The organism is Microbacterium hominis NBRC 15708 (assembly GCF_001592125.1).
In the GTDB taxonomy this organism is placed as follows: domain Bacteria; phylum Actinomycetota; class Actinomycetes; order Actinomycetales; family Microbacteriaceae; genus Microbacterium; species Microbacterium hominis.
On record NZ_BCWI01000001.1, the window covers coordinates 714,484 to 740,338 of the forward strand.

General features: G+C 70.7%; 31 protein-coding genes, 1 tRNA gene and 1 other RNA gene. 9 read left to right on the forward strand and 24 right to left on the reverse strand.

Going from position 1 to position 25,855, the window contains the following annotated elements:
• Window position 1: 1 nt before the first annotated feature.
• Window positions 2–802, reverse strand: a complete 801-nt coding sequence (locus tag MHO01S_RS03465; protein ID WP_060958411.1) for a CoA transferase subunit A — start codon at window positions 800–802, stop codon at window positions 2–4.
• Window positions 803–909: 107 nt separating this feature from the next.
• Between MHO01S_RS03465 and MHO01S_RS03470 the strand changes: the two genes are divergently transcribed.
• Window positions 910–1,698 carry an IclR family transcriptional regulator gene (locus MHO01S_RS03470; protein ID WP_061781818.1) on the forward strand — a complete coding sequence of 263 codons (789 nt, stop codon included), beginning with the start codon at window positions 910–912 and terminating at the stop codon, window positions 1,696–1,698.
• 121 nt (window positions 1,699–1,819) lie between these two features.
• Here the strand turns inward: MHO01S_RS03470 and MHO01S_RS03475 are convergent, their stop codons facing one another.
• The 9 genes from MHO01S_RS03475 to MHO01S_RS03515 are packed head-to-tail and all read right to left on the reverse strand — an operon-like array spanning window position 1,820 to window position 10,459.
• A complete protein-coding gene (locus MHO01S_RS03475) occupies window positions 1,820–2,740 on the reverse strand; it encodes an alpha/beta fold hydrolase (RefSeq protein WP_231734826.1) in 921 nt (306 codons plus the stop codon).
• Window positions 2,725–3,477, reverse strand: coding sequence for a 3-hydroxybutyrate dehydrogenase (locus MHO01S_RS03480; RefSeq protein ID WP_061781819.1), 753 nt, complete (start codon window positions 3,475–3,477; stop codon window positions 2,725–2,727). The genes MHO01S_RS03475 and MHO01S_RS03480 overlap by 16 nt, the downstream gene beginning before the upstream one ends.
• A complete protein-coding gene (locus MHO01S_RS03485; protein ID WP_060958408.1) occupies window positions 3,470–4,147 on the reverse strand; it encodes a TetR/AcrR family transcriptional regulator in 678 nt (225 codons plus the stop codon). Before MHO01S_RS03485 ends, MHO01S_RS03480 begins: the two co-directional genes overlap by 8 nt.
• Window positions 4,134–5,696 carry a class I adenylate-forming enzyme family protein gene (locus MHO01S_RS03490; protein ID WP_061781820.1) on the reverse strand — a complete coding sequence of 521 codons (1,563 nt, stop codon included), beginning with the start codon at window positions 5,694–5,696 and terminating at the stop codon, window positions 4,134–4,136. Before MHO01S_RS03490 ends, MHO01S_RS03485 begins: the two co-directional genes overlap by 14 nt.
• 22 nt (window positions 5,697–5,718) lie before the next feature.
• Complete coding sequence (locus tag MHO01S_RS03495; RefSeq protein WP_061781821.1) at window positions 5,719–6,861, reverse strand: branched-chain amino acid ABC transporter permease; 1,143 nt, start codon at window positions 6,859–6,861, stop codon at window positions 5,719–5,721.
• The gene (locus MHO01S_RS03500; RefSeq protein ID WP_061781822.1) at window positions 6,858–7,733 is read right to left on the reverse strand and encodes a branched-chain amino acid ABC transporter permease; all 876 of its coding nucleotides are present in this window, start codon (window positions 7,731–7,733) and stop codon (window positions 6,858–6,860) included. Before MHO01S_RS03500 ends, MHO01S_RS03495 begins: the two co-directional genes overlap by 4 nt.
• Window positions 7,730–8,440, reverse strand: a complete 711-nt coding sequence (locus tag MHO01S_RS03505; RefSeq protein WP_060959365.1) for an ABC transporter ATP-binding protein — start codon at window positions 8,438–8,440, stop codon at window positions 7,730–7,732. The genes MHO01S_RS03500 and MHO01S_RS03505 overlap by 4 nt, the downstream gene beginning before the upstream one ends.
• Window positions 8,437–9,225, reverse strand: a complete 789-nt coding sequence (locus tag MHO01S_RS03510) for an ABC transporter ATP-binding protein (protein WP_060959364.1) — start codon at window positions 9,223–9,225, stop codon at window positions 8,437–8,439. The genes MHO01S_RS03505 and MHO01S_RS03510 overlap by 4 nt, the downstream gene beginning before the upstream one ends.
• 25 nt (window positions 9,226–9,250) lie before the next feature.
• Entirely contained in the window at window positions 9,251–10,459 is a 1,209-nt protein-coding gene (locus MHO01S_RS03515; RefSeq protein WP_060959369.1) for a substrate-binding domain-containing protein, read from the reverse strand.
• 155 nt (window positions 10,460–10,614) lie between these two features.
• Between MHO01S_RS03515 and MHO01S_RS03520 the strand changes: the two genes are divergently transcribed.
• Together MHO01S_RS03520 and MHO01S_RS03525 are read left to right on the forward strand one after the other, a co-directional pair.
• On the forward strand, window positions 10,615–11,046 hold the full coding sequence (locus MHO01S_RS03520) for a MarR family winged helix-turn-helix transcriptional regulator (protein ID WP_060959363.1): 432 nt from the start codon (window positions 10,615–10,617) through the stop codon (window positions 11,044–11,046).
• Window positions 11,043–12,278: an MFS transporter gene (locus MHO01S_RS03525; protein WP_060959362.1), complete on the forward strand. Its 1,236-nt coding sequence runs from the start codon at window positions 11,043–11,045 to the stop codon at window positions 12,276–12,278. The genes MHO01S_RS03520 and MHO01S_RS03525 overlap by 4 nt, the downstream gene beginning before the upstream one ends.
• Before the next feature lie 54 nt (window positions 12,279–12,332).
• Here the strand turns inward: MHO01S_RS03525 and MHO01S_RS03530 are convergent, their stop codons facing one another.
• Window positions 12,333–12,776, reverse strand: coding sequence for a hypothetical protein (locus MHO01S_RS03530; protein ID WP_060959361.1), 444 nt, complete (start codon window positions 12,774–12,776; stop codon window positions 12,333–12,335).
• 123 nt (window positions 12,777–12,899) lie between these two features.
• A tRNA-Lys gene (locus tag MHO01S_RS03535) sits at window positions 12,900–12,975 on the reverse strand.
• 114 nt (window positions 12,976–13,089) lie between these two features.
• On the opposite strand from MHO01S_RS03535, the gene MHO01S_RS03540 reads away from it, so the two are divergent.
• Together MHO01S_RS03540 and MHO01S_RS03545 are read left to right on the forward strand one after the other, a co-directional pair.
• On the forward strand, window positions 13,090–13,929 hold the full coding sequence (locus MHO01S_RS03540) for an inositol monophosphatase family protein (RefSeq protein ID WP_060959360.1): 840 nt from the start codon (window positions 13,090–13,092) through the stop codon (window positions 13,927–13,929).
• 20 nt (window positions 13,930–13,949) lie between these two features.
• Window positions 13,950–14,549, forward strand: a complete 600-nt coding sequence (locus tag MHO01S_RS03545; protein ID WP_060959359.1) for a hypothetical protein — start codon at window positions 13,950–13,952, stop codon at window positions 14,547–14,549.
• An 84-nt stretch (window positions 14,550–14,633) separates the two neighbouring features.
• On the opposite strand, the gene ssrA is transcribed toward MHO01S_RS03545, so the two are convergent.
• Window positions 14,634–15,003, reverse strand: a transfer-messenger RNA (tmRNA) gene (gene ssrA / locus MHO01S_RS03550).
• A gap of 84 nt (window positions 15,004–15,087) precedes the next feature.
• Between ssrA and MHO01S_RS03555 the strand changes: the two genes are divergently transcribed.
• Window positions 15,088–15,744 carry an SIMPL domain-containing protein gene (locus MHO01S_RS03555; protein ID WP_060959358.1) on the forward strand — a complete coding sequence of 219 codons (657 nt, stop codon included), beginning with the start codon at window positions 15,088–15,090 and terminating at the stop codon, window positions 15,742–15,744.
• Window positions 15,745–15,809: 65 nt separating this feature from the next.
• On the opposite strand, the gene smpB is transcribed toward MHO01S_RS03555, so the two are convergent.
• From smpB to prfB, 4 genes are all read right to left on the reverse strand, one after another.
• The gene (smpB, locus tag MHO01S_RS03560; RefSeq protein ID WP_060959357.1) at window positions 15,810–16,286 is read right to left on the reverse strand and encodes an SsrA-binding protein SmpB; all 477 of its coding nucleotides are present in this window, start codon (window positions 16,284–16,286) and stop codon (window positions 15,810–15,812) included.
• A gap of 71 nt (window positions 16,287–16,357) precedes the next feature.
• Window positions 16,358–17,272: a permease-like cell division protein FtsX gene (gene ftsX / locus MHO01S_RS03565; RefSeq protein ID WP_060959356.1), complete on the reverse strand. Its 915-nt coding sequence runs from the start codon at window positions 17,270–17,272 to the stop codon at window positions 16,358–16,360.
• Window positions 17,269–18,306 (reverse strand): cell division ATP-binding protein FtsE, encoded by a 1,038-nt coding sequence (ftsE, locus tag MHO01S_RS03570; protein ID WP_061781823.1) that lies wholly within the window; start codon window positions 18,304–18,306, stop codon window positions 17,269–17,271. Before ftsE ends, ftsX begins: the two co-directional genes overlap by 4 nt.
• A gap of 90 nt (window positions 18,307–18,396) precedes the next feature.
• Entirely contained in the window at window positions 18,397–19,509 is a 1,113-nt protein-coding gene (prfB, locus tag MHO01S_RS03575; protein ID WP_060959354.1) for a peptide chain release factor 2, read from the reverse strand.
• A 73-nt stretch (window positions 19,510–19,582) separates the two neighbouring features.
• On the opposite strand from prfB, the gene MHO01S_RS03580 reads away from it, so the two are divergent.
• Window positions 19,583–20,830: an MFS transporter gene (locus MHO01S_RS03580; protein WP_082734130.1), complete on the forward strand. Its 1,248-nt coding sequence runs from the start codon at window positions 19,583–19,585 to the stop codon at window positions 20,828–20,830.
• Between the two features lie 35 nt (window positions 20,831–20,865).
• On the forward strand, window positions 20,866–21,537 hold the full coding sequence (locus tag MHO01S_RS03585; RefSeq protein ID WP_060959353.1) for a DUF6226 family protein: 672 nt from the start codon (window positions 20,866–20,868) through the stop codon (window positions 21,535–21,537).
• Here MHO01S_RS03585 and MHO01S_RS03590 read toward each other — a convergent pair.
• The 7 genes from MHO01S_RS03590 to MHO01S_RS03620 form a co-directional block, all read right to left on the reverse strand.
• The gene (locus MHO01S_RS03590) at window positions 21,530–21,955 is read right to left on the reverse strand and encodes a pilus assembly protein TadG-related protein (protein ID WP_060959352.1); all 426 of its coding nucleotides are present in this window, start codon (window positions 21,953–21,955) and stop codon (window positions 21,530–21,532) included. The two genes, MHO01S_RS03585 and MHO01S_RS03590, sit on opposite strands and share 8 nt — an antisense overlap.
• A complete protein-coding gene (locus tag MHO01S_RS03595; RefSeq protein WP_231735067.1) occupies window positions 21,952–22,386 on the reverse strand; it encodes a TadE family protein in 435 nt (144 codons plus the stop codon). Before MHO01S_RS03595 ends, MHO01S_RS03590 begins: the two co-directional genes overlap by 4 nt.
• 22 nt (window positions 22,387–22,408) lie before the next feature.
• Window positions 22,409–22,798, reverse strand: coding sequence for a TadE/TadG family type IV pilus assembly protein (locus MHO01S_RS03600; protein ID WP_061781824.1), 390 nt, complete (start codon window positions 22,796–22,798; stop codon window positions 22,409–22,411).
• A 12-nt stretch (window positions 22,799–22,810) separates the two neighbouring features.
• Window positions 22,811–22,990, reverse strand: coding sequence for a hypothetical protein (locus tag MHO01S_RS03605; protein WP_060959349.1), 180 nt, complete (start codon window positions 22,988–22,990; stop codon window positions 22,811–22,813).
• Window positions 22,991–23,053: 63 nt separating this feature from the next.
• The gene (locus MHO01S_RS03610; RefSeq protein ID WP_060959348.1) at window positions 23,054–23,980 is read right to left on the reverse strand and encodes a type II secretion system F family protein; all 927 of its coding nucleotides are present in this window, start codon (window positions 23,978–23,980) and stop codon (window positions 23,054–23,056) included.
• The gene (locus MHO01S_RS03615; protein WP_061781825.1) at window positions 23,977–24,834 is read right to left on the reverse strand and encodes a type II secretion system F family protein; all 858 of its coding nucleotides are present in this window, start codon (window positions 24,832–24,834) and stop codon (window positions 23,977–23,979) included. The genes MHO01S_RS03610 and MHO01S_RS03615 overlap by 4 nt, the downstream gene beginning before the upstream one ends.
• Window positions 24,831–25,376: an ATPase, T2SS/T4P/T4SS family gene (locus MHO01S_RS03620; protein WP_255266057.1), complete on the reverse strand. Its 546-nt coding sequence runs from the start codon at window positions 25,374–25,376 to the stop codon at window positions 24,831–24,833. Before MHO01S_RS03620 ends, MHO01S_RS03615 begins: the two co-directional genes overlap by 4 nt.
• 9 nt (window positions 25,377–25,385) lie before the next feature.
• Between MHO01S_RS03620 and MHO01S_RS16210 the strand changes: the two genes are divergently transcribed.
• Entirely contained in the window at window positions 25,386–25,820 is a 435-nt protein-coding gene (locus MHO01S_RS16210; RefSeq protein WP_082734128.1) for a protein-tyrosine phosphatase family protein, read from the forward strand.
• The last annotated feature ends 35 nt before the right edge of the window (window positions 25,821–25,855 follow it).

Here is a 25,855-nt window from a genome sequence, read left to right on the forward strand (position 1 = left end):
CTCAGGCTCCTTCCGGGATGTCGCGGTCGGCGCTGTCGTCGACCGTGACGGTGCGGCGCTCGATGCGCTTCTCGATGTCGGTGCCGACCTCCACGATGCGGTGCACGTAGATGCCGGGCAGATGGATGCCGTCGGGATCGAGTTCGCCGGGGGCGACGAGCTCCTCGACCTGCGCGATGCAGACCCTCCCGGCCATGGCGGCGAGCGGATTGAAGTTGCGGGCGGCCTTGTGGAAGACGAGGTTGCCGTGGGTGTCGCCCCTCGCGGCGTGCACGAGCGCGAAGTCGGTGACGATCGCCTCTTCGAGCACGTAGTCGCGCTCCTCGCCGGTGACGGCGAAGGTGCGGACATCCTTCGGCGGCGACGCCACCGCGATGCCCCCGGCGCCGTCGTACTTGCGCGGCAGTCCGCCCTCCGCGACCTGGGTCCCGACGCCGGTCTGGGTGAAGAAGGCCGCGATGCCAGCGCCGCCGGCGCGGAGCTTCTCGGCGAGCGTGCCCTGCGGTGTCAGCTCCAGCTCGAGCTCACCGGAGAGGAACTGCCGCTCGAACTCCTTGTTCTCGCCGACGTAGGAAGAGGTCATCTTGCGGATGCGTTTCGCGTTCAGCAGCACGCCGAGGCCCCAGTCGTCGACGCCGCAGTTGTTCGAGACGATCGACAGGTCGCGCGTGCCCTGGGCCAGCAGCGCCTCGATGAGCGCGATGGGATTGCCCGAGAGGCCGAATCCGCCGACGGCCAGCGATGCGCCGTCCGGGATGTCGGCCACCGCACCGGCGGCCGACGGGTAGGTCTTGTCGATCACGAATCACTCCTTTGTCACCGCGTGTCCGCCTCCATCCTCCGCCGTCGCACCCGGCCGCGCACGTCGGCGCTTGCCATGTGGATGCCGCGGCGCGTACTGTCCACATCATGGACACCGCGCGACGAACGATTCCCGGCGCGCAGTCGGTGGCGCGGGCGGCGGCGCTGCTGCGGCTCGTGACGTCGGCGGGCGAGGAGGGCCTCTCGGTCGCCGAGATCGCCCGCCGCGCCGAGCTGACCCGCCCGACCACGCACCGTCTGCTCACCGCGCTGCGTCACGAAGGCCTCGTCGACCAGGACGAGCGCACCGGCGCGTGGATGCCGGGACCCGAGCTCTACCTCATGGGGACGGTCGCGGCATCCCGCTACGACATCACCGCCATCGCGCGCGACATCGTCCGGTCGCTCGCGGTGCGCACCGAGGAGAGCGCGTTCCTGTCGGTGCGCCGCGGCGACGAGACGGTGTGCCTCATCCGCGAGGACGGCGCGTTCCCGATCCGGTCGTTCGTCTTGTCGGAGGGCGTGCGCTTCCCCCTGGGCGTTGCGTCAGCGGGGCTCGCCATCCTCGCGTTCCTGCCACCCCACGATGTGGACGCGTACTTCGAGCGGCATCCCGAGCTCGCCGAGCGCCACGGCGCGGCGCACGCCGAGCCGCGTCTGCGCGCGCGTCTGCGCGAGACGCAGGCCCGCGGCTACGCCCTCAACCCGGGACTCATCGTCCAGGGCAGCTACGGCATCGGAGCGGCCGTGTTCACGCGCGCGGGGCACCCGCAGTGGGCGCTGAGCCTCACGGGGGTCGACTTCCGGTTCTCCCCCGAGCGCATTCCCGATCTCGGACGCACGCTCCTCGCCCACGCGCACCAGCTGACCACGCGCGTCGCTGCCGGCGCACATTAGGCGCCGCCTCTGCCGCGGCCCCGGCATCCCCCGCCGAGAAACCACCGCCACCCCGAGAAACCACCGCAGCGGTGATGTGTCGAGACGCCGGTGGTTTCTCGGGATGCCGCGGGCGGCGGAGTTACGGTGTCTGCGGGACGGCGGCGGCGAGCTGCTCCTCCACCAGCGCGGCCAGGCGGTCGGCACCGGCGTGGGAGAGCACCACCGTGTAGTGGTTGAACTCCGGCCACGCCACGTGCGCCACCGACGGATACGTCCGCAGGAGTGCGGCGAGGTGCGGGGGCGGATACAGCCCCGGCACCTCGTCCTGCAGCCCCCGCGGCACGGTGACGAGGGTGGTCGGCGCCGTGAGCGCCTCGAGGGCGTCGCGCACCGTCGAGCGGGTGTTCATGTCGACGGTGTCCTCGACGGTGGTGGCATAGCTCGTCGCCGGTCGGTACGACCCGTCGGCCTCGCGGTCGAGGTCGTACGCGAGGTAGTGCTCGAGGGCGGGGGACCAGTCGGCCGCGAACGCGGGGTGCCCGCGCCAGAACGCCAGGTAGTCGTCCACGTCGGCGAAGCGGCGCGAGAGCCGCGCGGCCGTCGGCCCGAGGATGGCCGCGACCAGCTCGTCCGGCGTCAGGTCGGCCGGGGCGACCAGCGGAAGTCCCCCGTCGACGAGGAGGAGACGCGCAACGAGGTCGGGATGCCGATGCGCGAACACCACCGACACGAACGCCCCCATGGAGTGCGCGACCACGAGGTCGGGAACGAGCTGCAGCGCCGCGCAGACGGCGGCCAGATCGTCGGCGTGCGCCGCCATGCCCGCCGGTCCCTGCACGCCGTTGCTGCGACCGCGACCGCGCAGGTCCGGCGCGACGATCCTCACGTGCGGCAGCGCCTCGGCGAGCAGCTCCCACGCGAGGTGCGACGAGGTGACCCCGTGGACGGCGAGGATCGTCGGGGCGCCCGGCTCGGCCTCCCACACACCGACCCGCAGCGAACCGCCGGGGACGGCGACATCGACGGCGCGCGCCGCGCGGGTGCTCATCGTGCCGTCCATCCGCCATCCATCGTGTAGCTGGCGCCGGTGACCATCCTGGCGTGATCGCTCGCCAGCCAGCCCGCCAGTGAGGCGACCTCGGCCGGCTCGATCAGGCGTTTGACGACCGATTCGGTGAGCATGATCTTCTCCACGACCTCCTCTTCGGGGATGCCGTGCACGCTCGCCTGGTCGGCGATCTGCTTCTCGACCAAGGGCGTGCGCACATACGCGGGGTTGATGCAGTTGCTGGTCACCCCGTGGGGGCCGCCCTCGAGCGCCGTCACCTTCGACAGCCCCTCCAGGGCGTGCTTGGCGGTCACGTAGGCCGACTTGTACGCGCTCGCGCGCAGGCCGTGCGCGCTGGAGATGTTGATGATGCGTCCCCATCCCCGCTCGTACATCCCGGGCAGCACGGCGCGGATCAGCAGGAAGGGCGATTCGACCATGAGCCGCTGCATGAACCGGAAGCGCTCGGGCGCGAACTCGGTGATCGGCGCGACGGTCTGCACACCCGCGTTGTTCACGAGGATGTCGGCATCCAGCGAGAGGTCGTCCAGCGCCGCCGTCGCGGAGAGGTCGACAACCCACGCCTCTCCGCCGAGGCGCTCCGCCACCTGCTGCGCGGCGTCGCCGTTGAAGTCGGCGATCACCACGTGCGCGCCGCGGCGCGCGAACTCCTCGGCGCAGGCGAGGCCGATGCCGCTCGCGCCGCCGGTCACGACGGCGCGGCGCCCGGCGAGGTCCTGCTCAGTCATGGGCCTGTCCCCTCTCGCCGCGTGCCGCGAGCGCGTTGCGGATGAAGCGCATCATGCCGTCGATGACGGCGTCGGGGATCGCCGCCGGAGGCTGCCCCTCCTCATCGCGCTCCCAGAGCAGGAAGCGCATGCCGATCAGCTCACCGGCGCCCATGAGAGCCCAGGCGGTCACCTCCGGGTCGAGCCCGGTGTCGACGTCACCGGATGCCTGCGCGGCCCGCAGACCGGCCTCGTAGCCTTCCACGATGCGCGTGTAGTGCAGCCGCAGCATCTCGGGCGAGACGAACTCCGCCTCGCGCACCACCCGGTACAGCGCCGGGTGGGCGGCGGTGAAGCGGAAGAACCCCTCGAAGCCCGCGCGCTCCGCGTCGATGCGGTTGTCGGTGTCGGCCATCGCCTCGGCCATCGCGTGGCGTACGCGGCGGTTGAGATCGACGACCAGCTCCTCGAAGACCTGCTGCTTGCTGTCGAAGTAGAGATAGAAGGTGCCGAGCCCGATCCCCGCGCGCTCCGTGATCTTCACGATCGACGCCTCGTGGTAGCCGAGGTGGGCGAAGACCTCCTCGGCGGCTTCCAGGAGCTTGCGGCGGGTGGCCTCGCCGCGCTTGGTCAGCGGTTTCCCGGCCGCGGAGAAGGCCGCTTCGGGCTCGAACTGCTCAACTGTGCTCACGAGCACTTCCTCTCACCAGGTCGGCGGCCCGAGCGCGCAGTCGAGAACGGGCCAGCTTCTCGATCGTGGACCGTGGCAGGTCGTCGACGAACGCGACGCGCACGGGGACTTTGAAACCCGCCAGTTCCGCGCGGGCGTGGGCGAGCACCTCGTCGGCGCCGAGCGCCGCGCCCTCCGCCCGTACGACGAACGCGACGCCGCGCTCGCCCCACACGTCGTCGGGCACTCCCACGACCGCGGCATCCGCGATCGCCGGATGCAGGAGGAGTGCGCGCTCCACCTCGGCGGGGGCGACGTTCTCGCCACCGGAGATGAAGATGTCCTTCCTGCGGTCGACGATGCGGAAGACGCCGTCCGCGCCGCGGTGCACCACGTCCCCCGTGCGCAGCCAGTCCCCCGTCATCGCCCGCGCGGTCGCCGCGGGGTCGTGGAGGTAGCCCGCGAACACGCTCGGCCCCCGCACCCACAGCTCGCCGGTCGCCTCCCCGCTCAGCTCGAGGCCCGCGTCGGGATCGACGACCCGCACGTCGACGTGGGGGTAGGGCCGCCCGACCGCTCCGGGATGGACACCGCTCTCGGATGCCGGCAGGCACAGCACGTTGGGAGCCGCCTCGGTCAGGCCGTACCCCTGGGTGAGCGGCACACCGGCATCCGCCCACCGCGCCGCGAGCGCCGGTGGGATCGTCGCGCCGCCGACGAGCGCCTGACGCAGCCGCCCGCGGGCGAGGGCGCCGAAGCCGGGGTCGTCGATCAGCAGCCGGTACTGGGTGGGCACGCCCATCATGGCCGTCACACCCCGCTCGGCGAGCAGCTGCAGCACACGCCGCGGCTGGAACGAGCGTTCCAGCACGACCGTCGCGCCGACCCACCAGGCCAGCAGCGGCTGACAGTTCCAGGCGGCCACGTGGAACTGCGGCAGCACCGCCAGCACGACGTCGTCGGCGGTCAGCTGCGCCACGCCCGCGAGCGCGAGGTTGTTCCAGAAGCAGTTGGCGTGGGTCAGGACGACACCCTTCGGCGCCGCCTCGCTGCCGGAGGTGTAGATGACCAGAAGCGGATCGTCGTCGCGCACGGCGCGGGCGGGCGCGGCCGCGCTCGCATCGCCGCGCGGCGGGACGGCCGCCTCGATGCCGGTCGTGCCGAGCAGTGCCGTCGGTGGCGGCGCGGCCACGCGCGACAGCGCGTCGGTCGCCACGCCGAGGTACTCGTCCTCGATCGCCACGAGCGACGGGGCCGCATGCAGCAGAGCCTCGCTCAGCTCCCGCGACGACAGCCGCCACGACAGCGGCACCATCGCGATGCCCGCCTTCGCGCAGGCGAAGAACACCACGACGTGGTCGATCGAGTTGCCGGTGATCGTCGCGAGCCGATCGCCCGGGCCGTAGCCCGCACGACGGAGGGATGCCGCGAGCTCGCGGGCCCGCGCTTCGAGGTCGCCGTAGCCGATCCGCACGCCGCGATCGTCGATGGCGGTGCGGTCGGGCGTGCCGCCGGCGCGATCGGTGAGCCAGCGGCCGATCGTGTGCGCACCGTCGAGGTCACCGGTCATCACTCTCGCCCCCTCCCGGCGCTCACGCGCGCACCTGCGCGGGCTCGGCGACGGCGTCGTCTGCGTCGTCGACCTGGCGCAGCTGCGAGCGGGTGCGCTCGCCGCGACGACGGCGCACCGCCGCATCGATCGTGCCGGCGATGCCGCCGGGCAGGAACATCACCACGAGGATGAACAGTACGCCCAGCAGGAACAACGGCTCCGACAACGGGATGCGCAGCACGTCGGGAAGGTCGCGGATCCACTCCGCGCGCGCCAGCACCGTGAGCCGCTGGTCGAGGATCGTGTAGAGCACGCCGCCCACGATGGCACCCCAGCGGAACCCGACGCCACCGAGCACGACCATCACGAGCACGGTGATCGTCAGATCGGCGCCGACGGCGCTGGGCTGCGTGCCCGACTGCAGCAGCATGTAGGCGATACCGGCGAGGGAGGCGCACAGCGCCGCCGCGACGAACACGAGCAGCTTCGCGGCGTAGGGGCGCAGGCCGAGCACCTGCACGCGCAGCTCGTTCTCGCGCGTCGCCTGCGCCAGGTGGCCGAGCCGCGACCGATCGACCCACAGCACCACCAGGTACACGATCACCAGCACGACGAGGGTCACCCAGTAGAGGTTGCGGGTGTTCGACACGCCGACGAGCCAGGCGGGGATCTGGTCGACGGGCAGACGCAGCCCCTCCTCACCGCCCGTGACGTCCTGATTGCGGCGGACGAGCACCGATCCCGCCTGGGCGAACGCGAGCGTCACCATCGCGAACGGGATGCCGGACACCCGCATCGAGATCGCGCCGGTGAACGCGGCGATGGCGAGACCGCCCACGAGCGCGATGAGCACCCCGGGCCACAGCGGCACGCCGACGAGCTTCAGCGCGAGGCCCAGCCCGTAGGCGCCGGCACCGAAGTACAGCGCATGACCGAACGACAGCATCCCGGAGGTCCCCAGCAGCAGGTTGTACGACAGCGCGAGCGCGGCGAACACCATGCACAGCGACAGCAGTGCGAGCGTGCCGGGTGTGTAGGTGGCGCCGGGGAGGATGCCGGGGATCGAGATGTTCAGCAGCGGCAGCACGGCCATGACCACGACGAGGGCGGCGCCGACGACGAAGGGCAGGGCGGCGCCGCGGCGGCCCGGGATGAGGGTGGGGACCCCGGTGGTGACGGTCATGCTTTCCTCCCCATGAGGCCGGTGGGTCGCACGAGGAGCACGACGGCCAGCAGCACGACGACGATGAAGTCGCCCGTGCCGCTGAGGTACACGTTGGCGAACTGCTGGAGCACGGCCACCAGCACCGAGGCGATCGCCGCCCCCGTCAGCGAGCCGAGCCCGCCGATGACCGTGACGATGAAGGCGAAGATCAGGAGCGTCGCGCCGAGGTGGGCCGAGACGAACGTCGTGTAGTGCATCGCGAGCACGCCGCCGATGCCGGCCGCCGCGCCTCCGATCGCGAACACGAGCGTGAAGCTCCGCCGCACGTCGATGCCGAGCGCGGTGACCATCGATCGGTTCTCGACGCCCGCGCGGATGATCATGCCGTACCGCGTCTTCTTCAGGAACAGCACCAGGGCGATCAATACGACGGCGGCGGCGAGCATGAGCACCCAATAGGTGTTCGGGATGCGGGCGCCGAGGATCTCGGTGGTCTCCTTGAGCCAGGCGGGACCGGCGATGTTCACGGCATCCGTCCCCCAGATGCCCTCGAACAGCGCCACCGCGGCGAAGGAGAGGCCGACGGTGACGAGCACCTGTTCGATGTGGCGTTCGTACAGCGGCCGGATGAGCACCAGCTCGGTCAGCGTGGCGAACACCGCTCCCACCAGCGCGCCGACGAGGATCGAGACGACGAACGAGCCCCACGAGGCGGTGCCGAGCGCCTGCGCGACCTGCCAGCCGATGAAGGCGCTGAGCGTGAGGAACGCGCCGTGGGCGAAGTTGAGCACGTGCATGAGCCCGTAGATGAGGCTGAGCCCCGACGCGACGAGGAAGTAGAGGGCGCCGAGTCCGATACCGGTCAGCAGGATGAGGACGATGCTGCTCATGCGTGGGCCTCCGCGCTGACGCCGAGGAGGCGGGTGGTGAGGGCGTCGTCGTCGAGGATCTCGCGGGCCTTTCCGGTGTGGACGACACGGCCGCCCGCGATGACGATCGCGTCGTCGGCGAGGCGGCGGACGACGTCGAGGTTCTGCTCGACGAGCAGGATCGGGACGATCTTGGCGGCCTCCTGGAGCGCCTGGGCGACCTCGCCGACGATCTTCGGGGCGAGACCCTTGGTCGGCTCATCGACGAGCAGGATCCGGTTCTCGTTGAGCAGCGCGCGGGCCACCGACACCATCTGCTGCTGCCCTCCGGACAGGGTGCCGGCGAGCTGGCCGCGGCGGGCGACGAGGTCGGGGAAGAGCTCCGCGACGAACTCGCGTCGTGGGTTCTTGTCGCGTTCGGCGAGGGCGAGGTTATCCGCGACCGTGAGAGCGGCGAACACCTCCCGGTCTTCGGGCACGTAGCCGACGCCGCGCTGGACGATGCGATACGTCGGAAGGGTGTCGATGCGCTCGCCCGCGAGCGTCACCTCGCCGCGACGCGAGATGAGACCCAGGATGCCGCGGATCGTCGAGGTCTTGCCGACGCCGTTGCGGCCCAGAACGGCGGTGATGCCGGTCGCCGGGACCTGGAAGGACACGTCCTCGACGACCTGCTGCCCGGCGATGGATGCCGACAGGTGCGAGACGGTGAGGATCGGTGCGCTCATGCGGCCGACTCCTGCGTCGGCTCTCCGGTGCGGCCGAGGTAGGCGCTCTGCACCACGGGGTTCTCCATGATCTGCTGGGGCGCGTCGAACGCGATGATCGACCCGGAATACATGACGGCGACCTTCTGCACGAAACCCATGAGCACGTCGATGTGGTGTTCCACCATCAGCACCGTGCAGCCCGTGGCATCCTGCATCTCGCGGATCGTGTCCACGAGTCCCGCGACATCACCCGACGCGACGCCCGCCATCGGCTCGTCGAGCAGCACGATCTTCGCCTCGGTGGCCAGCAGCACCGCGATCTCGAGCTTGCGCTTGTCGCCGTGCGAGATGTCGCCGGCGGCGGTGTCGAGCTTGTGGGTGAGACCCACCTTGACGAGCTGCTCGAGGGCCAGGGCGATCGCGGCATCCGTCCGGCGGGGAAACCGCAGCAGCGAGTAGTTGCCGCCGAGACCGACCTGCGCGGCCAGGCGTACGTTCTCCAGCACGCTCAGGCGTGGGAACAGGCTCGAGGTCTGGAACGTGCGCCCCAGTCCCGCCCGCGCGCGCTGCGGAACCGACGCGCGGGTGATGTCGACGCCATCCATCAAGATGCGACCGGAGGTGGGCCGGATGACGCCGGAGATCACGTTGAACAGCGTGGTCTTGCCGGCGCCGTTCGGACCGATCACGCCGACGGTGCTGCCGGGCGTGATGTCGAGGTCGACGTCTTTCAGGATGGTGGCTCCGCCGATCTGCAGGCCGAGGCCTTCGATCGACAGCGCGGACGGGACGGGGGTGCTCATGCGGGTGCGCCTCGCTTCGTTCCGGTCACTTCTCGGCCGGTGCGACCTCGTCCGCGGGGACGGTGTCGACCAGTTCGGGAGCGAAGCTCCCGCCGGACGCGACGAGCTTGACCTGGTACATGTCCTGGATCAGCGCGTGATCGCCGGCACGCACGGTCAGCGAGCCCTTGGGGCCCTGGAAGGTGAACCCCTCGAGGCTCTTGACCATCGCCTCGACGTCACCCTTGCCCTCCTTGACCGCCTGCACGACCATCAGGGCCGCGTTGAAGCCGTCGGGGGTGAACAGGTCGGGAGTGCCCCCGGCCGTGGTCACCGCGTCGACCATGGCGGTGTTGACCTCGTTGTCGGGCGCACCCGGGAAGTAGTAGTTGAGGAACTTGATCTTCTCGGATGCCGCGCCGTACGCCCCGAAGGTGGCGGAGTCGCCGAGGCCCGTGACGACGGGGACGGCGTCGAGCACGCCCTGCTGGCTCATCGCCTGCCACATCGCCCCCGAGGTGGCGCCGGCCCACGCGACGAAGACCAGGTCGGGCTTCGCGGCGAGCACCTGCTGTGCGAACGGCGTGAACTCGGTGACGTCCTCGGCGACGAGCACGCTGTTCACGGTCGCGCCCTTCGCCCCGAGGATCGCCTGGACCGCCGCCTCGTTGCCCTTGCCGAACGCGGTGTTCTGCGCGAACACGGTGACGGTCTTGCCGTTGAGGTCGCCGAGGAACGTGCCGGCCGTGGCGACGTCCTGCGCCGACTGCCGACCGCTGCGGAACGTGTAGGCGTTGACGCCGGTGAGCGCATCGGCGGCGGCGGGGCCCGAGATGAAGAGCACCTTGTTCTGACCGGCCTGCTCCGCGACGGCGGCGGCGACACCCGACGAGGCGCTGCCGGCGAGGAGGGTGACACCCTGGCCGATGAGCTCCTTGACCGCGCCGACGGCGGTGTCGGGGTCGCCCGCGTCGTCGCGGTAGTCGATGGTGATCTTCGTGCCGTCGACCTCGTTCGAGCCGTCGGTCGCATAGTCGAGCCCGGCCTTGAAGCCATCGAGGTACTGCTTGCCGTAGCTGGCGAGGGGGCCCGTCTCGCTGGTGACGACGCCCACCGTGATCTCGGCCGGGCCGGAGCCCTCGGTCGAGCCGCCGCCTGCAGCCCCGTCCTGCGGCGCGCAGGCCGACAGAGCGATGGCCGTCGTCGCGACGACGGCCACAAAACTCGCGTGGAGCAACTTCTTCGTAACCCGCATGTGCGTGCCTTTCACCATTGGAAGGAGGACCTGAGAACTGATTCAGGTACTGCCATCATGTTCAGGTCGCTCCCCGATGTCAAACACCGCGGGCGAGCCGGCGGTCACGATCCGGTAACCCGCCCCTTTCTATACCGCCGGTATATACTGTGGGTATGCAACACACCGACGACATCCTGCGGCTGCTCGTCGGCGCGCACGCGCTCACGCGCGTCGCGTCGCTCGAGACCCGCACCGAAGCCCCCGCCGCCCAGTGGCGGACCCTCGTCCTGCTCCGCGACAACGGCCCCCTCCGCATCGGCGATCTCGCGACACTCAGTCGCGTCACCCAGCCCGGCATGACGCGGCTGGTCACGCAGATGGCCGAGGCCGGGCTCGTCGAGCGCACCACCGACCCGGGCGACTCGCGCGCCACTCTCGTGTCGGCGACGGATGCCGGGATGAGCGCCCTCGACGAGTGGCTGCAGGTGCTGAGCGCCGCCCTCGCGCCGCGTTTCGCCGACCTCGACGAGCAGGAGTGGGCGACGATCCGTCGCGCCGCCGACATCGTCGATGCACGCACGCGGGTCGCGGAGGTCGCCCGATGAGCGCCTCCCCCGCATCCTCCCGCGTCAACATCTGGCGTCAGCCCGCGCAGGTGTGGGCAGTCGCGTTCGCGTGCGTGATCGCCTTCATGGGCATCGGTCTGGTCGACCCGATCCTTCCCGCCATCGCCGAGTCGCTGCAGGCGAGCCCCGTCGAGACCGAGCTGCTGTTCACGAGCTACCTGGTGGTCACCGGCCTGGCGATGCTCGTCACGAGCTGGATCTCGTCGCGCATCGGCACGAAGGCGACCCTGCTGATCGGCCTCGGCCTCATCGTCGTGTTCGCCCTGCTGTGCGCCCTGGCCGGCAGCGTCGACGCCGTCATCGGTTTCCGCGCCGGATGGGGTCTGGGCAACGCCCTGTTCATCTCGACCGCTCTCGCCACGATCGTCGGCGCAGCCTCGGGCGGCAGTGCCGCGGCGATCATCCTGTACGAGGCGGCGCTCGGTCTGGGCATCGCGATCGGACCGCTGCTCGGCGGCATCCTGGGTGAGATCAGCTGGCGCGGCCCGTTCTTCGGTGTCGTCGCGCTGATGGCGATCGCCTTCATCGCCGTGCTCGTGCTGCTGCGCGGCGGCGAGGAGAAGCGCACACCCGTGAAGCTGTCGGCGCCGTTCCAGGCGCTGCGCCAGCCCGCGCTCGCAGTGCTCGCGATCGCGGCGCTGTTCTACAACATCGGGTTCTTCGTGCTGCTGGCCTTCTCGCCGTTCCCGCTCGGATTCGGCGCGATGGGCATCGGTCTGACCTTCTTCGGCTGGGGCGTGGCCCTCGCCGTGACCAGCGTGTGGGTGGCTCCGATCCTGCTGCGTCGCCTGTCCCGCAGCACGGCCATGCTCGTGGTGCTGCCGCTGCTGGCGATCGATCTGCTCGTCGCCGCCGTCGTCGTCACCTCCCCAGCGGGGCTGGTGACCTGCATCATCGTCGGCGGTCTGCTGCTGGGTCTGATGAACACGATCCTCACCGAGTCGGTGATGGAGGCGACCGACCTGCCGCGCTCGGTGGCGTCGTCGGCGTACTCCGCCGTGCGCTTCCTCGGCGGGGCCGCCGCTCCGCCGATCGCCGCCGCCCTGTGGCACGCGTTCAACGCCTCGGTGCCGTTCGTGTTCGCCGCCGTCTCGGTGCTGATCTCCGCGGCGACCATCCTGATCGGCCGGCGGGCGCTGGCCCGCATCGACGCCCACGACGCGGATGCCGCGGAGGAGGCCGCCGCGGTGCTCGTCGGCGACGCCGCGTAAGCGGGTGGCGGATGCGTCGGCGCTGATCGCCCTCATCGGGCCGACGCATCCGCCTCACAGCGACCGCGCCGTGAACAGCGAGCTCGGGAGGTGCCCCGCCGCGAGCACGACGGCGGTGACCGCCACCCACGGATTGGCGAGCCACACGGAACCGGCGAGGAACGCGGCGACGGGAAGCAGGGCCATCGGCACGGGAACTCCCCACACGGGGCCGAAGAGGAGATCCAGTCGGCACCCGCCGGCGACGAAGCGGATCCACAGCGCCCAGTAGGCGACGACCAGCAGCGACACCGGCAGGGCCCACCACCAGCGCACGTTTCCGCCGACGGTGATGACCGGCACCGTCACGCACAGCACCTGCCCCACACGCTCCAGCGCGACCAGGCTGCGCGGGACCCCGACGCTCGTCGGCGCGGGGCGCGGGGGAAACCGCACGAGCATGAGGCTGGGCGCGAACAGAGCGATGCTGAGCACGAGGCCGAGAGGCGAGAAGCCCATGCGTTCGAGCGTATCGACGCGGTTCGCAGCGCCGTGATGCGCGACGCCGTCAGTAACTCGCGACCGTCGATCGGACGCAGATGCAGACAGTCCCCCGACCTTGCGATCGAGGGACTGTCTCGGTGGTGCACCCCCTGGGACTCGAACCCAGAACCCACTGATTAAGAGTCAGTTGCTCTGCCGATTGAGCTAGAGGTGCGTTCCGTTCGGCCGCCGGATCCTCGAGAAGATCACTGGCGAACCGAGGGACAACGTTACCATCCCGAAAGGCTCACCGCGAATCGAGACGACCGCGGCGCGTATCCTTGAGTGTGTGACCTCCCCCGCCACCGCGTCTCCCTGGAGCACGCCCTTCGACGGTGACCTCACCGACGACCTGCAGCTCGCGCTGCGACTCGCCGACGCGGCGGATGCCGTGACGATGGAGCGCTTCGACGCCGCCGACCTCGACGTCCAGCTCAAGGCCGACGCGTCGCACGTGACCGAGGCGGATCTCGCCACCGAACGGGCCCTGCGCGACCTGCTGTCGACGCAGCGGCCGGATGACGGCATCCTGGGCGAGGAGTACGGCGCATCGGGCGACGAGACGCGGCAGTGGATCATCGACCCGATCGACGGCACGGCCAACTATCTCAAGGGCATCCCGATGTGGACGACCCTCATTGCGCTCGCGATCGACGGCGTGCCGCGCGTCGGCGTCGCGAGCCAGCCGGCACTCGGCCGGCGCTGGTGGGCGGCATCCGGTCACGGCGCGTGGACGAACACCCCCGACGGCGGTAGCCGCCGCCTCGGGGTCTCGAGCGTGGCGAGCGTCGCGGATGCGAGCGTGAGCTTCCAGTCCATCGCCCAGTGGGACGAGGTCGGCCGAACCGACGACCTGCTGCGACTCAGCCGTGCCGTCTGGCGCGACCGCGGCTACGGCGACACGTGGCCCTACATGCTGCTCGCCGAGGGTCGCCTCGAGTTCGTCGCCGAGTTCGGCGTGAAGGAGTACGACATCGCCGCGCTCGTGCCGATCGTGCACGAGGCCGGCGGGCGCTTCACCGACATCGACGGCGCCGACTCGATCGCGTCGCGCTCGTCCCTGGCGACCAACGGGCGCCTGCACGACGACTTCCTCACCCTCCTCGGCGCCTCCCCCGCCGCCCGCTGACCCGATCGGACCCCCCACCGATGACACGTTCTCGCTTCGCGCCCCTCGCCCTTCCGGCTCTGGCCCTCGCCACGGCGCTGGTGCTCACGGGGTGCGCCTCCGCCGCGCCGTCCGCCGCCGATCCCACGACGACGGGCAACGCGGTCTCGCCCACGCCCACTGGGGCCCTTCCGGAGCCGACGCCGGACGCCTCGGCGTCCTCCGGGTCGACCGACAGCTGCGAGGGCATGATCGATCCCGACACGCTCGCCGAGTTCAAGAGCAAGGGATGGACGTTCAAGCAGACCCCGTTCACGTTCGAGACCCAGCCGCCCAGCTCGGCGCTGGACGGCGGTCTCATCTGCACCTGGGCGAACTACTCGGTGGCGTCGGGGAACCTGATCGAGTTCGGCTGGTCGGCGATCACTGCGGACGAAGCGGAGACGACCGCGCAGCAGCTCGTGCAGGAGGGGTGGCGCCGCGAGCCCTCCGACGACGGCTTCTACATCACGCAGGACTCCGCTCGTGCGCTCACGACGGATGCCGACGGCTACGGCATGACGTATCAGTTCGGCGACGGCTGGGTCGCCGTCTCCGACACGAAGCAGAACCTGCTGCTCATCCCCGCCACCGCCGGCTGACGAAGCGGCCACCCGGCCCTTCCACGACGAAGGCCCCGGCATCCATCGAAACGGATGCCGGGGCCTTCGGCGGTGACAGTGACGTCGTGGAGCTGGGGGGAATCGAACCCCCGTCCAACGCTGAGATACTGCGTCTTCTCCGGGCGCAGTCTGTGCAGACGTTCTGCTCGGCTCCGACCTTTGTCACAGACACCTAAGTCGACGAGCCCAGCCTGGGAAGAGTCCCGCGTAACGTCCAGGCGCCGTCACACAGCAAGACCCCTAGATGACGCCAGGGTCCGTGGCGGGGTCACACACGGTCTGACGGACTATCGGGCTCGCTTAGGCAGCGAGGGCGAAGTCAGTGCGCTTGGATTCGGCACTTGTAGTTTTGCAGAGATCGTTTACGAGATAACCCTGCATCCTCGGCCCGCTTCTCGCAGATTCACAGACGCTGTCGAAACCGATCAGCCCCGTGTGCCTTGCGGCGAATGAGCCACTGTCACGCTGTGGAGTTGTCACCGGATGCCGAAGGCACCCGAGCATTACAGTTTACCCCATGACCGATGTCACGATCACCGTCCGCGGCGAGAGCCATGCCCGTGTGCTTCCGGAGCGGGCGGTCGCGCACGTGACCGCGACCGCCGACGGCCCGGAACGCACCGCCGTCATCGAGCGCGTCTCGGCACTCGCCGAGCCGCTTCGAGGCGAACTGGCGGCACGTGCCGCGACGGGGGCGGTCGCGGAGTGGTCGAGCCAGCGCCTGTCGGTGTGGGCCGATCGTCCGTGGAACAACGAGGGACGCCAGCTCGATCTCGTGCACCACGCCGCCGTCGAGTTCACAGCGACCTTCGTCGACCCCACCGATCTGTCGGACTGGCTGAACGACATCGCCCTGACCGATGGCCTGCAGGTGGGCGCGATCGAGTGGCAGCTGACCCCGGCGACGCGGGCCCGCCTGGAGCGCGAGGTCGCGACGGATGCCGTGGCCGTCGCCGTCGACCGCGCCGCCGCCTACGCAGCGGCCATCGGGCGCCACGAGGTCGCCCCGGTCGAGATCGCCGACCTCGGACTGCTCGGATCGGCGACCGCGCCCGCGGCCCCGCGGATGATGGCGAAGGCCGCCGCGTTCGACTCCGCCGGTGCGGCCGTCGTGCTCCGCCCCGAGGAGATCGTCGTCTCCGCCGGGGTGGAGGCCCGCTTCACCGCCCGGTAACGGGCGCGCCCTCGGTCGTCGAGCAAGGCGCCGAGCGCCGATTCGAAACGCCCGGCCGTCCGCGACTATTCGCCGCGGAGGTTGCGGCTGCGCATCGCCCGCTCGGCTTCGCGCTTGTCCTCACGCTCGCGGATGGTCTGGCGCTTCTCGTACTCGCGCTTGCCCTTCGCCACCGCGATCTCGACCTTCGCACGGCCGTCGGAGAAGTACAGCTTCAGGGGGACGAGCGTGTACCCGCCCGCGCTGACGGCGTGTGACAGCTTGACGATCTCCTCCTTGTGCAGGAGGAGCTTCCGCGTGCGCTTCGAAGCGTGGTTGGTCCAGTGACCCTGCGAATACTCGGGGATGTGGACCGCGTCGAGGAACGCCTGCCCGCCGTCGATGTACGCGTATCCGTCGGTCAGATTGGCCCGCCCCTGACGCAGCGACTTCACCTCGGTCCCGGTCAGCACGAGGCCTGCCTCGTACGTCTTCTCGATGGTGTAGTCGTGGTGCGCGCGACGGTTGGTCGCGATGACCTTCTCCCCGCGTTCCCTGGGCATGGCTGATCCTTCGTCGTGTGGTCCGCCGCATGCGACGGGATGCCGCGGACACGGCAGCCCGTCAGTCTATCTCACGCCCGCAGCCACCGGCGGATCGCGAAGCCCGCGGACAGTGCCGCGAGGACCAGGCCGATGACGATGATCAGAGGGATGACGATCGCGGCATCCCCCATGTTCACCCAATTGGTGATGAAGGTCACGCGTCCCTTGAGGTACTCCCCCACACCGAAGTGCACGCCGACGACGATCGCCGCCCCCGCCATCACCGACCCGATGAAGGCCGCGAAGACGCCCTCGAGGATGAACGGCGTCTGGATGAATCTGTTCGAGGCGCCGACGAGTCTCATGATCCCCACCTCCCGCCGTCGCGCATAGGCGGACAGGCGGATCGTGGTGGCGATGAGCAGGACCGCGGCGATCAGCATGAGCACGGCGATGCCGACCGCGATGTAGGTCGCGATCGTCAGCGCCGAGAAGAGCGGTTCGAGGTACTGCATCTGGTTCTTGACGCCCTCGACGCCGTCCATGCCCTGGAAGGCCTCGGTGATGACATCCGCCTTCCCGGGATCGACCAGCCCGACCCAGTAGGTCTCGCCGAGCTGCGCGGGGGTGACGTAGTCCTTGTACTCGTCGCCGTAGAGGTCGATGAGGTTCTGGTAGGCCTCGTCGGCGGACTCGTAGCGCACGTCGCGGACCACGCCGCCGAGAGCCGAGCTCGACAGCCGTTCGGAGACCTGATCGATCTGCTCCTGGGTCGCCGCGCCGTCCGCGCAGGTCGTCGCGGTGGAGTCGTCGCGGCACATCAGGATCGACACCTGCGCTCGATCGACCCAGTAGTCGCGCATCTTGCCGATCTGCATCTGCATCAGCATCGCCGCACCCACGAACGTCAGCGAGACGAACGTGACGAGCACGACGGAGATGACCATCGACGCGTTGCGGCGCAGCCCCGTGAGCGCCTCCGCGAGAATCAGCTGCATCCTCATGAGGTCGGTCCCACTTCGTCGTTCTCGTCGGTCTCGCGGCGGAGGCGATCGGCCACGCCGAGCCTGCCGAGGTCGATGTCACCGAGGCCGAGCTGGCCGAGGTCGACGTCCGGGGCGTTGATCGCGATCGGTCTCGTCGTAGGGGCCGGCTCGGCGGCGTCGGCCGCGGGCCGCTGCACGGGCGGGGTGCGCTCGGCGGGGACGGATGCCGCGGCATCCACCGTCGGCGGGGCGGGAACGGGCTCGACGGGCGCCTGCGCGATCTCGCGCTGCAGCTCGAGCACGGCGCTGAACGCCGCGGTCGCGGCGGCACCCTTCTCCGCCTGCGGGGTGAGCGACGGCAGCGACGACGTGTCGCCGTAGCCGCCGTGACGGTCGTCGCGCATCATCACGCCGCCGCGCAGCTCGATGACGCGCCGCTTCATCTGATCGACGAAGCCCGCTTCGTGGGTCGCCATCACCACCGTGGTGCCGCCGGCGTTGATGCGTGCGAGCAACTGCATGATCCCGATGGAGGTCGCGGGATCCAGGTTGCCGGTGGGCTCGTCGGCCAGGAGGATCTGCGGGCGGTTCACGATCGCCCGCGCGATCGCGACGCGCTGCTGCTCACCGCCGGAGAGCTCGTGCGGCAGTCGCTTCTCCTTGCCGTCGAGGCCCACGAGGGCGAGCGCCTCGGGCACCGCCTGCTGGATGAACCCTCGCGACGATCCGATGACCTGCAGCGTGAAGGCGACGTTCTGGAAGACGGTCTTGTTGGGCAGCAGCCGGAAGTCCTGGAAGACCGAGCCGATGTGTCGGCGGAAATAGGGGACCTTGCGCGTGGACAGCGTCTTCAGGTCGCGACCGAGCACGACGACGCGGCCCTCGCTCGGGCCGTCTTCCCGCAGGATCAGACGCAGACAGGACGACTTCCCCGAGCCGGACGCGCCCACGAGGAAGACGAACTCCCCGCGCTGCACCTCGAAGTCGACGTCGCTCAGCGCCGGCTTGCTGGTCCCTCGGTATTTCTTGGTGACGTGCTCGAACCGGATCATGACTCGACGAGCCTACGTCGACCCCCGTCGGATGCCGGGTGCGACACTCGCCGCGTGTCGACTGCACGCCGCGGGTGATCGCGAAGCTGATCAGTCGTCGGCGTCCTTGCGCTTGCGCCACCGGATGCCGGCGGCGATGAGACCGTCGAGGTCGCCGTCGAAGACGACGGCGGGGTTTCCGACCTCGTAGCCGGTGCGGAGGTCCTTGACGAGCTGCTGACCGTAGAGGAAGTAGGAGCGCATCTGGTCGCCCCAGCTCGCCGTGATCGTGCCGGCGAGCTCCTTCTTCTTGGCCGCCTCCTCCTCGCGCTTGAGGAGGAGCAGACGGGTCTGGAGCACCCGCATGGCGGCCGCACGGTTCTGGATCTGGCTCTTCTCGTTCTGCATCGAGACGACGAGGCCGGTCGGAAGGTGGGTGATGCGCACGGCCGAGTCGGTGGTGTTGACGGACTGTCCGCCGGGGCCGGACGAGCGGAACACGTCGACGCGGATGTCGTTCTCGGGCACCTCGACCTCGACGGCCTCTTCGAGCGCGGGGATGACCTCGACCGCGGCGAAGGACGTCTGGCGCTTGTCGGCGCCGCCGAACGGGCTGATACGGGCGAGACGGTGCGTTCCGGCCTCGACCGAGAGGGTGCCGTACGCGTAGGGCGCGTCGACCTCGAAGGTCGCCGACTTGATGCCCGCGCCCTCGGCGTAGGAGGTGTCCATCACCTTCACGGAGTACTTGTGCCGCTCGGCCCAGCGCAGATACATGCGCAGCAGCATCTCGGCGAAGTCCGTGGCGTCGTCGCCGCCCGCGCCCGAGCGGATCGTCACGACGGCGGGACGGTCGTCGTACTCGCCGTCCAGGAGCGTCTGCACCTCGAGCTGGCCGATGACGTCCTGGAGCGCGGCGATCTCGCGGCGTGCCTCTTCGGCGGTGTCCTCGTCGTCCATCTCGTGGGCGAGCTCGACCAGCACGTCGAGGTCGTCGAGGCGCTGCTCGACATCGGCGACGCGCTTGAGGTCGGCCTGGCGGTGGCTGAGCGCACTGGTGACCTTCTGCGCCTTCTCGACGTCGTCCCAGAGGTCGGGGGCGCCGGCTTCCTCCGACAGTCGCGCGATCTCCGCGCGCAGCCCCTCGACGTCGACCACCGCCTGGATGTCGGAGAAGGTGGAACGCAGCGCCTGGATGTCGGCGGAAGGATCGAAATCAAGCATGACACTCCAGACTAACGTGGATCGGGTGAGCTCCCGCATGCCCGACCCCGCGTCCGCGCCCGGCATGGGGCCGATGCTCTGGCGTCTCGCCCCGATGATCTACGGTCCGACCGTGCTCTTCGCGCTCGGCGAGGGCGCGGTGGTGCCGCTGTTCCCGGTGATCGCGGCGCAGCTCGGCGCCGACGTGCCGACGGCCGCACTCGTGGCATCCGCTCTCGTCGTCGGCCAGCTGTGCGGCAACATCCCGGCCGGCTGGGCGGTGGGCCGCATCGGCGAGCGGCTGACGATGATCATCGGCGGCGTGCTCGCGATCGGCGGCGTGACGGGGATGCTGTTCGCCCCGAGCCTGCCGGTGCTGGCCGCCGCCGTGTTCCTCATCGGCTTCTGCGCGGCCGCGTTCGGCCTCGCGCGCCATTCGTTCATGACGACGCGGGTGCCCCTGGCGTACCGCGCTCGGGCGTTGTCGCTGCTGGGAGGCACGTTCCGGCTCGGCATGTTCGTGGGGCCCTTCATCGCCGCCGCGCTCATCGCGATCTTCCAGGACGAGCACTCGACGGTGTGGTTCTTCGGCGCGTGCCTCGTCGCCACGATCGCTCTGCTCGTCTTCGGGCCCGACCCCGAGGATGCCGCGCCGCTGCCCCGGACGACCACCACCGGCGACTCGCGGCTCGCGGAGGACACCGGCGAGCCCGTGACCGGATCGATCCCCGTCCCCGAGCGTGTCGGGGTGTTCCGCACGATGTGGCGCTATCGGGGCGTGCTGTCGCGGCTGGGGCTGGCGGCCGCGTCGCTGTCGGCGGTGCGCTCGGCGCGTCAGGTGGTGCTGCCGCTGTGGGGCGTGTCGATCGGGCTCGACGCCCAGACGATCGCGCTCGTGGTCGGCATCTCGGGAGCGATCGACTTCGCGCTCTTCTACGCGAGCGGGCAGGTGATGGACCGCTTCGGCCGACTGTGGGCGGCGCTTCCCGCGATGGTGCTGATGGGCTCGGGCTTCCTCGCTCTGGCCTTCACGCACGACCTGTCGCAGGCGGCGATGTGGTTCGCATTGTTCGCCGCGGTGCTCGGCGTGGGCAACGGATTGTCGAGCGGCATCCTGCTGACCCTCGGCGCCGACGTCGCCCCGCAGGACGATCCGGCGGCGTTCCTCGGGTCGTGGCGCACCCTCACGGATGCCGGCGGTGCGATCGCCCCGCTGCTCGTGTCGGCCGTGGCGGCGGCGGTGTCGCTGTCGGTGGCCACCGGCGTGATCGGTGTGATCGGGCTGGCGGGCGCGGCGGGCTTCATCCGCTGGGTGCCGCGGTTCGTCCCGCGCGAACGGTGAGTGCGCCCCGCGGCGGCCTGCGGCAGGATGACGGCATGAGCGCCTACGTCCGCCCGTCGATCGAGCCGCAGGTGTTCGTCGACGCGGACGGCGAGGTCATCGACTACGGCCGGCGGTGGGAGGATTCACCTCCGGACGAGACGTACTCGGTCACCGCGCACCCCGAGCGGTACGCGCCGCTGCACGCGGTCGCAGCGGCACTCATCGAGCATCTGCGCGACACGTACGACGTCGAGATCGAGGAGGGCGACGGGGTCGTCGCAGACCTCCTGGCTCCCCCGAGCTGGGAGGTGCCGCGCGCCGTGCGCGTACGCCCGCGGGATCCGGCCTGCGCTCCGCTGACGTTCGTCTTCACCGCCTTCCCCGGGCTGTTGCTCCACGCGGGTGTGCTGCACGACTTCCCCTTCCCTCAGTGCGGGTGCGACGCCTGCGACACGACCTGGCAGAGCGAGGCCGACGACCTGGAAGAGCACGTCTTCGCCGTCGTCTCCGGCGACTACGGCGAAAGCGTCGATCACCTGAGCGGCGAACCGACGGCGTGGTACCGACTGCGATACCCGACCGGGTCGTCCGGGGGCTCTTCGAGCGCGATCACCCTCCCTCCGGACCGTCTCGCCGCGGCGGAGCGCGTTCTCGATGAGCTGCCGCCAGGATGGGCCGCATGGCCGCGCCGCCGGCCCGCCGCGGAGGGCGCCTCCGCTATCTGAGAGCCCTGCGGCTCGTCGCGGTGGCCTGCAGCGGCCATCCGTCCGGCACGAACAGCGTGAGCACCGGTGGATGCCAGGTGGTGGCCACGGTGACCCGGGCCGAGACGCCGTCCGGTGCGGATGCCGCGACCAGCTCCGCCGTCCCCACGGCGGCGAGCAGGTCGGCGGCCTGCGCGTACACGCCGGCGTCGGTCAGGCGCGCGGCGGGCACGCCCCCGTCGGTCGACAGCGTGAAGCCGTCGGCACCGGCGAGAGCGGCCGCGTCGGCCGCGGCATCCAGGCGCTTCTGGGCGAGGTAGAGGCTGCTCGCGTCGACGCAGACGAGCACGAGGACGATCGCGATCACGGCGTAGCCGAGCGCGAGCACCAGGACGCTGCCGCCCTCGTCGTCGCGGCAGGCCGCAGCGAGCGCTCTCACGGTTGCGCCCCATAACGCGAGACCTTCTGGACCCCCGTCGCCGTGACCGGCACGCGGGACACCTGGTCGAGACCGAACACGGGCGGCACGAGTGGGAGCGCCACCTCCGTGGCGACGGTCACCGACACCACCGCCCCCGCCGCCGGGCACGGACCGGGCGTCGAGCACCGCACCTGCACGTCGATGCGCGACGGATCGATGCCGTACTCGGCGGCGATCGCCTCCCGCACGCGCTGGGCACGAAGCTCGGCGGTCGCGGCACCGGGCGCCGATGCGATCGTGCGTGCGAGCTGCCGGGACGCGGTCTCGACGCCGAGCGCCTGCGACTGGATGGTTCCGAGGGCGACGATGAGGTAGACGAGGGGAACGAGCAGGATGAGCCCGACCGTGATGAACTCCAGGGATGCCGAGCCGCCCTCGTCGGTCAGCACACGCCGGCTGCGGCGCGCGGGATCAGTCGAAGCTCTCGCGCGGGGCACGAGCCGTCACCTCCCATCCCGCGGGAACGCCGAGGAAGCCGACCAGCGGCAGTGTCGCGACGACGCGCACCTCGATCTCCGGGCCGCGCGCGGATTCCGTGTCGGCGGCGGTGACCTCCGCGCCGATGCCGGCGCCGACGGCGGTCTCGATCAGCTGCGCGGTGCGGGTCGCGCCGGCCGCGGCATCCGTGTCGGCGAGCGCACCGAAGTAGGCGCCCTCCACCGCGGCGTCGTGGACGACGTTGCGGACGTAGACGGCGAGCGCGAGCTGCAGCACACCGAGGGTGAGGAGCGTCAGGAGCGTTCCGACGAGAACGAACTCCACGGTGCTGGAGCCGCGTTCGTCATCGCGCAACGCGTGCATCGCGCGCTCCGATCAGAATCCGGAGACGCGGCTGAGCGCCTGCTCGAACAGGTCGGCCAGCGCGGGCCCGGCGAGCGTCCAGATCGCGACCACCAAGCCGGCGGTCATCAGCGTGACCAGCACCCAGCCGGGAACGTCTCCCGTCTCGTCCTCGGCGAGATCGCGGACAGAGGATCGCTGTGAACCGGCCATGCCTCGAGTGTCGCGAGATACGCGCGTCGGCGCGGGAATTATCCACAGCTCCCCTGCACGCGATCAGCCGACGCCGAGGCGCAGCATCACGATGCCCGGGAAGATCGCGAACAGCACCGACAGCGGCAGGATCAGGAACACGAGCGGCAGGAGCATGAGGATCTCCTTGCGGCCGGCGATCTCCAGCAGCCCCCGTTTGGCGTCCTCTCGCGCGTCGACGGCCTGCTCCTGGAGGACGTGCGCGAGTGGGGCCCCGCGGTCCATCGCGGCGACCAGGTGCTCGACCGCGCGCGAGAGCGCGGGCACGTCGAGTCCTTTCGACACCGCCAGCAGCGCGTCGGGCAGGCTCGACCCGGTGCCGCTGGCAAGCACCGCCCCGCGCAGTTCGGCCGTGAGCACGCCCGACCCCACCTCGCCGACGCGCCGCAGGGCATCGCGCAGACCCTCACCGGCGGCCAGACACAGGGCCAGGAACTCCAGCACCGTCGGCAGTTCCTCCTCGACACGCGTGATCCGCGCTCGCGCCGCCCGGCTGAGGCGGTTGTCGCATCCGACGATGCCCGCGGCGGCCAGCAGCGGCGGCACCAGGGCGAGAGCCGGTGCGCCGCGTCCCACGACCGACAGCATCACCACGACGACGGCGCCGATCGCGAGGCCACCGACGGCCCAACCGAGCTGAGTCGCACGGAAGGCGACGACGTCCTGCGCCCATCCAGCCTGTCGCAGGCGGCGGGCGACGGTGCCTGCTCCGCCCACGCCCACCCAGGTCGAGGCGAGGCGGTCGCGGGTGAGCCGCCAGGGAGAGGTGACGGTGGTGGAGGGAAGCGGCGTGAGACCCCGCGGATCGGCGATGTCGCGGAGATAGGGCGCGACACGCCTCGTCAACGACGGGGCCGCCCACCGGGGCATCCGCCCGAGCGCCAGCAGCAGCCCCGTGCCGAGCGCGGCGCCGAGGATCACCGCGGATGCCGCGAGGCTGACGACGTTCATGCGAACCACCGCCGGGGCTCGGGCAGGCGCCCGATGCGGAGGGTGAGCCGGTACGCGCACACCGACACCACCGCACCGCCGATGACGACCGCGACCCCCGCCGCACTGCCGTAGGCGGTTGCTCCCTCGGGCCGCAGGGCGAGCAGGCCGAGCACGATCCACGGCGCGACGACACCGACGACGGCCGCGCCGCGCACCCACGACTGACGCGCCTCGACCTCGGCGCGGAGCGTCGCGTCGGCACGCACGGATGCCGAGAGTGCGCGCAGCACGCCGGTGAGCTCCGTGCCTCCCACTCGCCGTGCCATCCGCAGCGTCTCGATGATGCGATCGGCGACGGGATCGCCCAGTGCCGCTTTCAACCGCCGGGCGCTGGAATCGAAGTGTCCCGATGCCGCCATGTCGGCGCGGAACCGCTCGAACGCCGGTCGCAGCGGCGGAGGTCCGTTCACGGCGAGGGCGGACACGGCATCCGGCAGCGAGGTGCCGGCGCGCGCCGAGGAGATCAGCAGGTCGCAGACGTCCGACCAGAGCGCGCGACGTGAGCGCCGCAGTCGGCGCACCCGCGCCCGCAGCCAGGAGAACGGCGCCGCGCCGGCGGCGACTGCGGCGACGAGAGCCACGGCGCCCAGCCCCGTGACCACCCACGCGAGCGACGCGCCGACGGCGGCGAGGACGGCGCCGATGAGCACGGGACGGCCCACCGAGGCGTGCGCGAAGCCCGCTTCCTGCAGCAGCCGGGCGATCGGCCCCTCGGAGCCGGCGCGCTCCGCGCGGGCGCTCAGCGGCCACAGCCAGGGCGACAGCGCGAGCAGCAGGCCCGCCGCCAGGAGCGCACCCCAGAAGATGGTCACGCGCGCGCCCCGCGGTAGAGCACGTGCGTCTCCACCACCCCCGCCGAGACCGCTCCGGTCGTCTCGATGATCTCTTCGACGAACCGCTCGCCGTCGGGCGCCCGGCGACAGTGCACGACGAGGTCAACACCCGTCGCGATCGCGGGCTGGACGAACGCGGCATCGATGTTGCGCCCGGCCAGCAGGGGCAGCGTCGCCAGGCGTGCGAGGGCGTCGGCCGCCGAGTTGGCGTGGATCGTCGCGGCTCCGGGCACGCCCGTGTGCAGGGCGAGCAGGAGATCGAGGGCTTCGGCATCGCGGACCTCGCCGACGATGAGGCGATCGGGGCGCATGCGCAGCGCCTCCTTGACCAGACGCCGCAGGCTCACGGAGCCGGTCTGGTGCAAGTACTTTATTGCGGTGAGCACTATTCGCGCATTCTCGGTTGTGGTGTAACTGGCGGCACAGGGCGAACGGGAATCGCTCTCGTCATACCTCGCCCGATACGACGGTGTACCGGCCGACGCATCTACGGGCCGCCCTGAAACGATCGTCAGTGGCACGATTGAGGGATGGAAGCGTGGGCGGCTGAGCGAAGCGGCGTGGTGACGCTGCCGAGTGGTCGTCTCGTGCGTGGACGCGGACTAAGAGACGGTCCCGTCTTCGACGGCGATGAACCTGATTTCGGGCTCTACCTCACGTCGCGGGTGCACCGCGAGAGCTGGCCGTCGCAATGGATTGCATGGCCCGACTTCCGCCTACCGAGAGCGCCGATGGATGCGATAGCCGCGCTCCGCGAAGCCTACGATCGGTCGCTGACTGAGAGGGTCGAGGTCGCTTGTGGCGGCGGGACAGGTCGAACGGGGACAGCTCTCGCGATCCTCGCTCGATATGACGGCGTATCGGCCGACGAGGCCGTGGCCTGGGTTCGCGCCGCCTATCGACGCGGCGCGGTTGAGACACCCTGGCAGCGCAGATTCGTCCGCCAGGTTCAGCTACCGCTCTGACCCCGAATACGATCGATTTTGAGTCGTCCGCTAGG

Coding starts and splice junctions, on each gene's coding strand:
- MHO01S_RS03555 (WP_060959358.1), top strand. CDS start 15,088: ATGACCGATGTCACGATCACCGTCCGCGGCGAGAGCCATGCCCGTGTG.
- ftsX (WP_060959356.1), bottom strand. CDS start 17,272: ATGAGGATGCAGCTGATTCTCGCGGAGGCGCTCACGGGGCTGCGCCGC.
- MHO01S_RS03505 (WP_060959365.1), bottom strand. CDS start 8,440: ATGAGCGCACCGATCCTCACCGTCTCGCACCTGTCGGCATCCATCGCC.
- smpB (WP_060959357.1), bottom strand. CDS start 16,286: ATGCCCAGGGAACGCGGGGAGAAGGTCATCGCGACCAACCGTCGCGCG.
- MHO01S_RS03530 (WP_060959361.1), bottom strand. CDS start 12,776: ATGGGCTTCTCGCCTCTCGGCCTCGTGCTCAGCATCGCTCTGTTCGCG.
- MHO01S_RS03610 (WP_060959348.1), bottom strand. CDS start 23,980: ATGAACGTCGTCAGCCTCGCGGCATCCGCGGTGATCCTCGGCGCCGCG.
- MHO01S_RS03520 (WP_060959363.1), top strand. CDS start 10,615: ATGCAACACACCGACGACATCCTGCGGCTGCTCGTCGGCGCGCACGCG.
- MHO01S_RS03525 (WP_060959362.1), top strand. CDS start 11,043: ATGAGCGCCTCCCCCGCATCCTCCCGCGTCAACATCTGGCGTCAGCCC.
- MHO01S_RS03580 (WP_082734130.1), top strand. CDS start 19,583: ATGCTCTGGCGTCTCGCCCCGATGATCTACGGTCCGACCGTGCTCTTC.
- MHO01S_RS03600 (WP_061781824.1), bottom strand. CDS start 22,798: ATGCACGCGTTGCGCGATGACGAACGCGGCTCCAGCACCGTGGAGTTC.
- MHO01S_RS03470 (WP_061781818.1), top strand. CDS start 910: ATGGACACCGCGCGACGAACGATTCCCGGCGCGCAGTCGGTGGCGCGG.
- MHO01S_RS03475 (WP_231734826.1), bottom strand. CDS start 2,740: ATGGACGGCACGATGAGCACCCGCGCGGCGCGCGCCGTCGATGTCGCC.
- MHO01S_RS16210 (WP_082734128.1), top strand. CDS start 25,386: ATGGAAGCGTGGGCGGCTGAGCGAAGCGGCGTGGTGACGCTGCCGAGT.
- MHO01S_RS03490 (WP_061781820.1), bottom strand. CDS start 5,696: ATGACCGGTGACCTCGACGGTGCGCACACGATCGGCCGCTGGCTCACC.
- MHO01S_RS03585 (WP_060959353.1), top strand. CDS start 20,866: ATGAGCGCCTACGTCCGCCCGTCGATCGAGCCGCAGGTGTTCGTCGAC.
- MHO01S_RS03500 (WP_061781822.1), bottom strand. CDS start 7,733: ATGAGCAGCATCGTCCTCATCCTGCTGACCGGTATCGGACTCGGCGCC.
- MHO01S_RS03495 (WP_061781821.1), bottom strand. CDS start 6,861: ATGACCGTCACCACCGGGGTCCCCACCCTCATCCCGGGCCGCCGCGGC.
- MHO01S_RS03545 (WP_060959359.1), top strand. CDS start 13,950: ATGACACGTTCTCGCTTCGCGCCCCTCGCCCTTCCGGCTCTGGCCCTC.
- MHO01S_RS03480 (WP_061781819.1), bottom strand. CDS start 3,477: ATGACTGAGCAGGACCTCGCCGGGCGCCGCGCCGTCGTGACCGGCGGC.
- prfB (WP_060959354.1), bottom strand. CDS start 19,509: ATGCTTGATTTCGATCCTTCCGCCGACATCCAGGCGCTGCGTTCCACC.
- MHO01S_RS03515 (WP_060959369.1), bottom strand. CDS start 10,459: ATGCGGGTTACGAAGAAGTTGCTCCACGCGAGTTTTGTGGCCGTCGTC.
- MHO01S_RS03605 (WP_060959349.1), bottom strand. CDS start 22,990: ATGGCCGGTTCACAGCGATCCTCTGTCCGCGATCTCGCCGAGGACGAG.
- ftsE (WP_061781823.1), bottom strand. CDS start 18,306: ATGATCCGGTTCGAGCACGTCACCAAGAAATACCGAGGGACCAGCAAG.
- MHO01S_RS03510 (WP_060959364.1), bottom strand. CDS start 9,225: ATGAGCACCCCCGTCCCGTCCGCGCTGTCGATCGAAGGCCTCGGCCTG.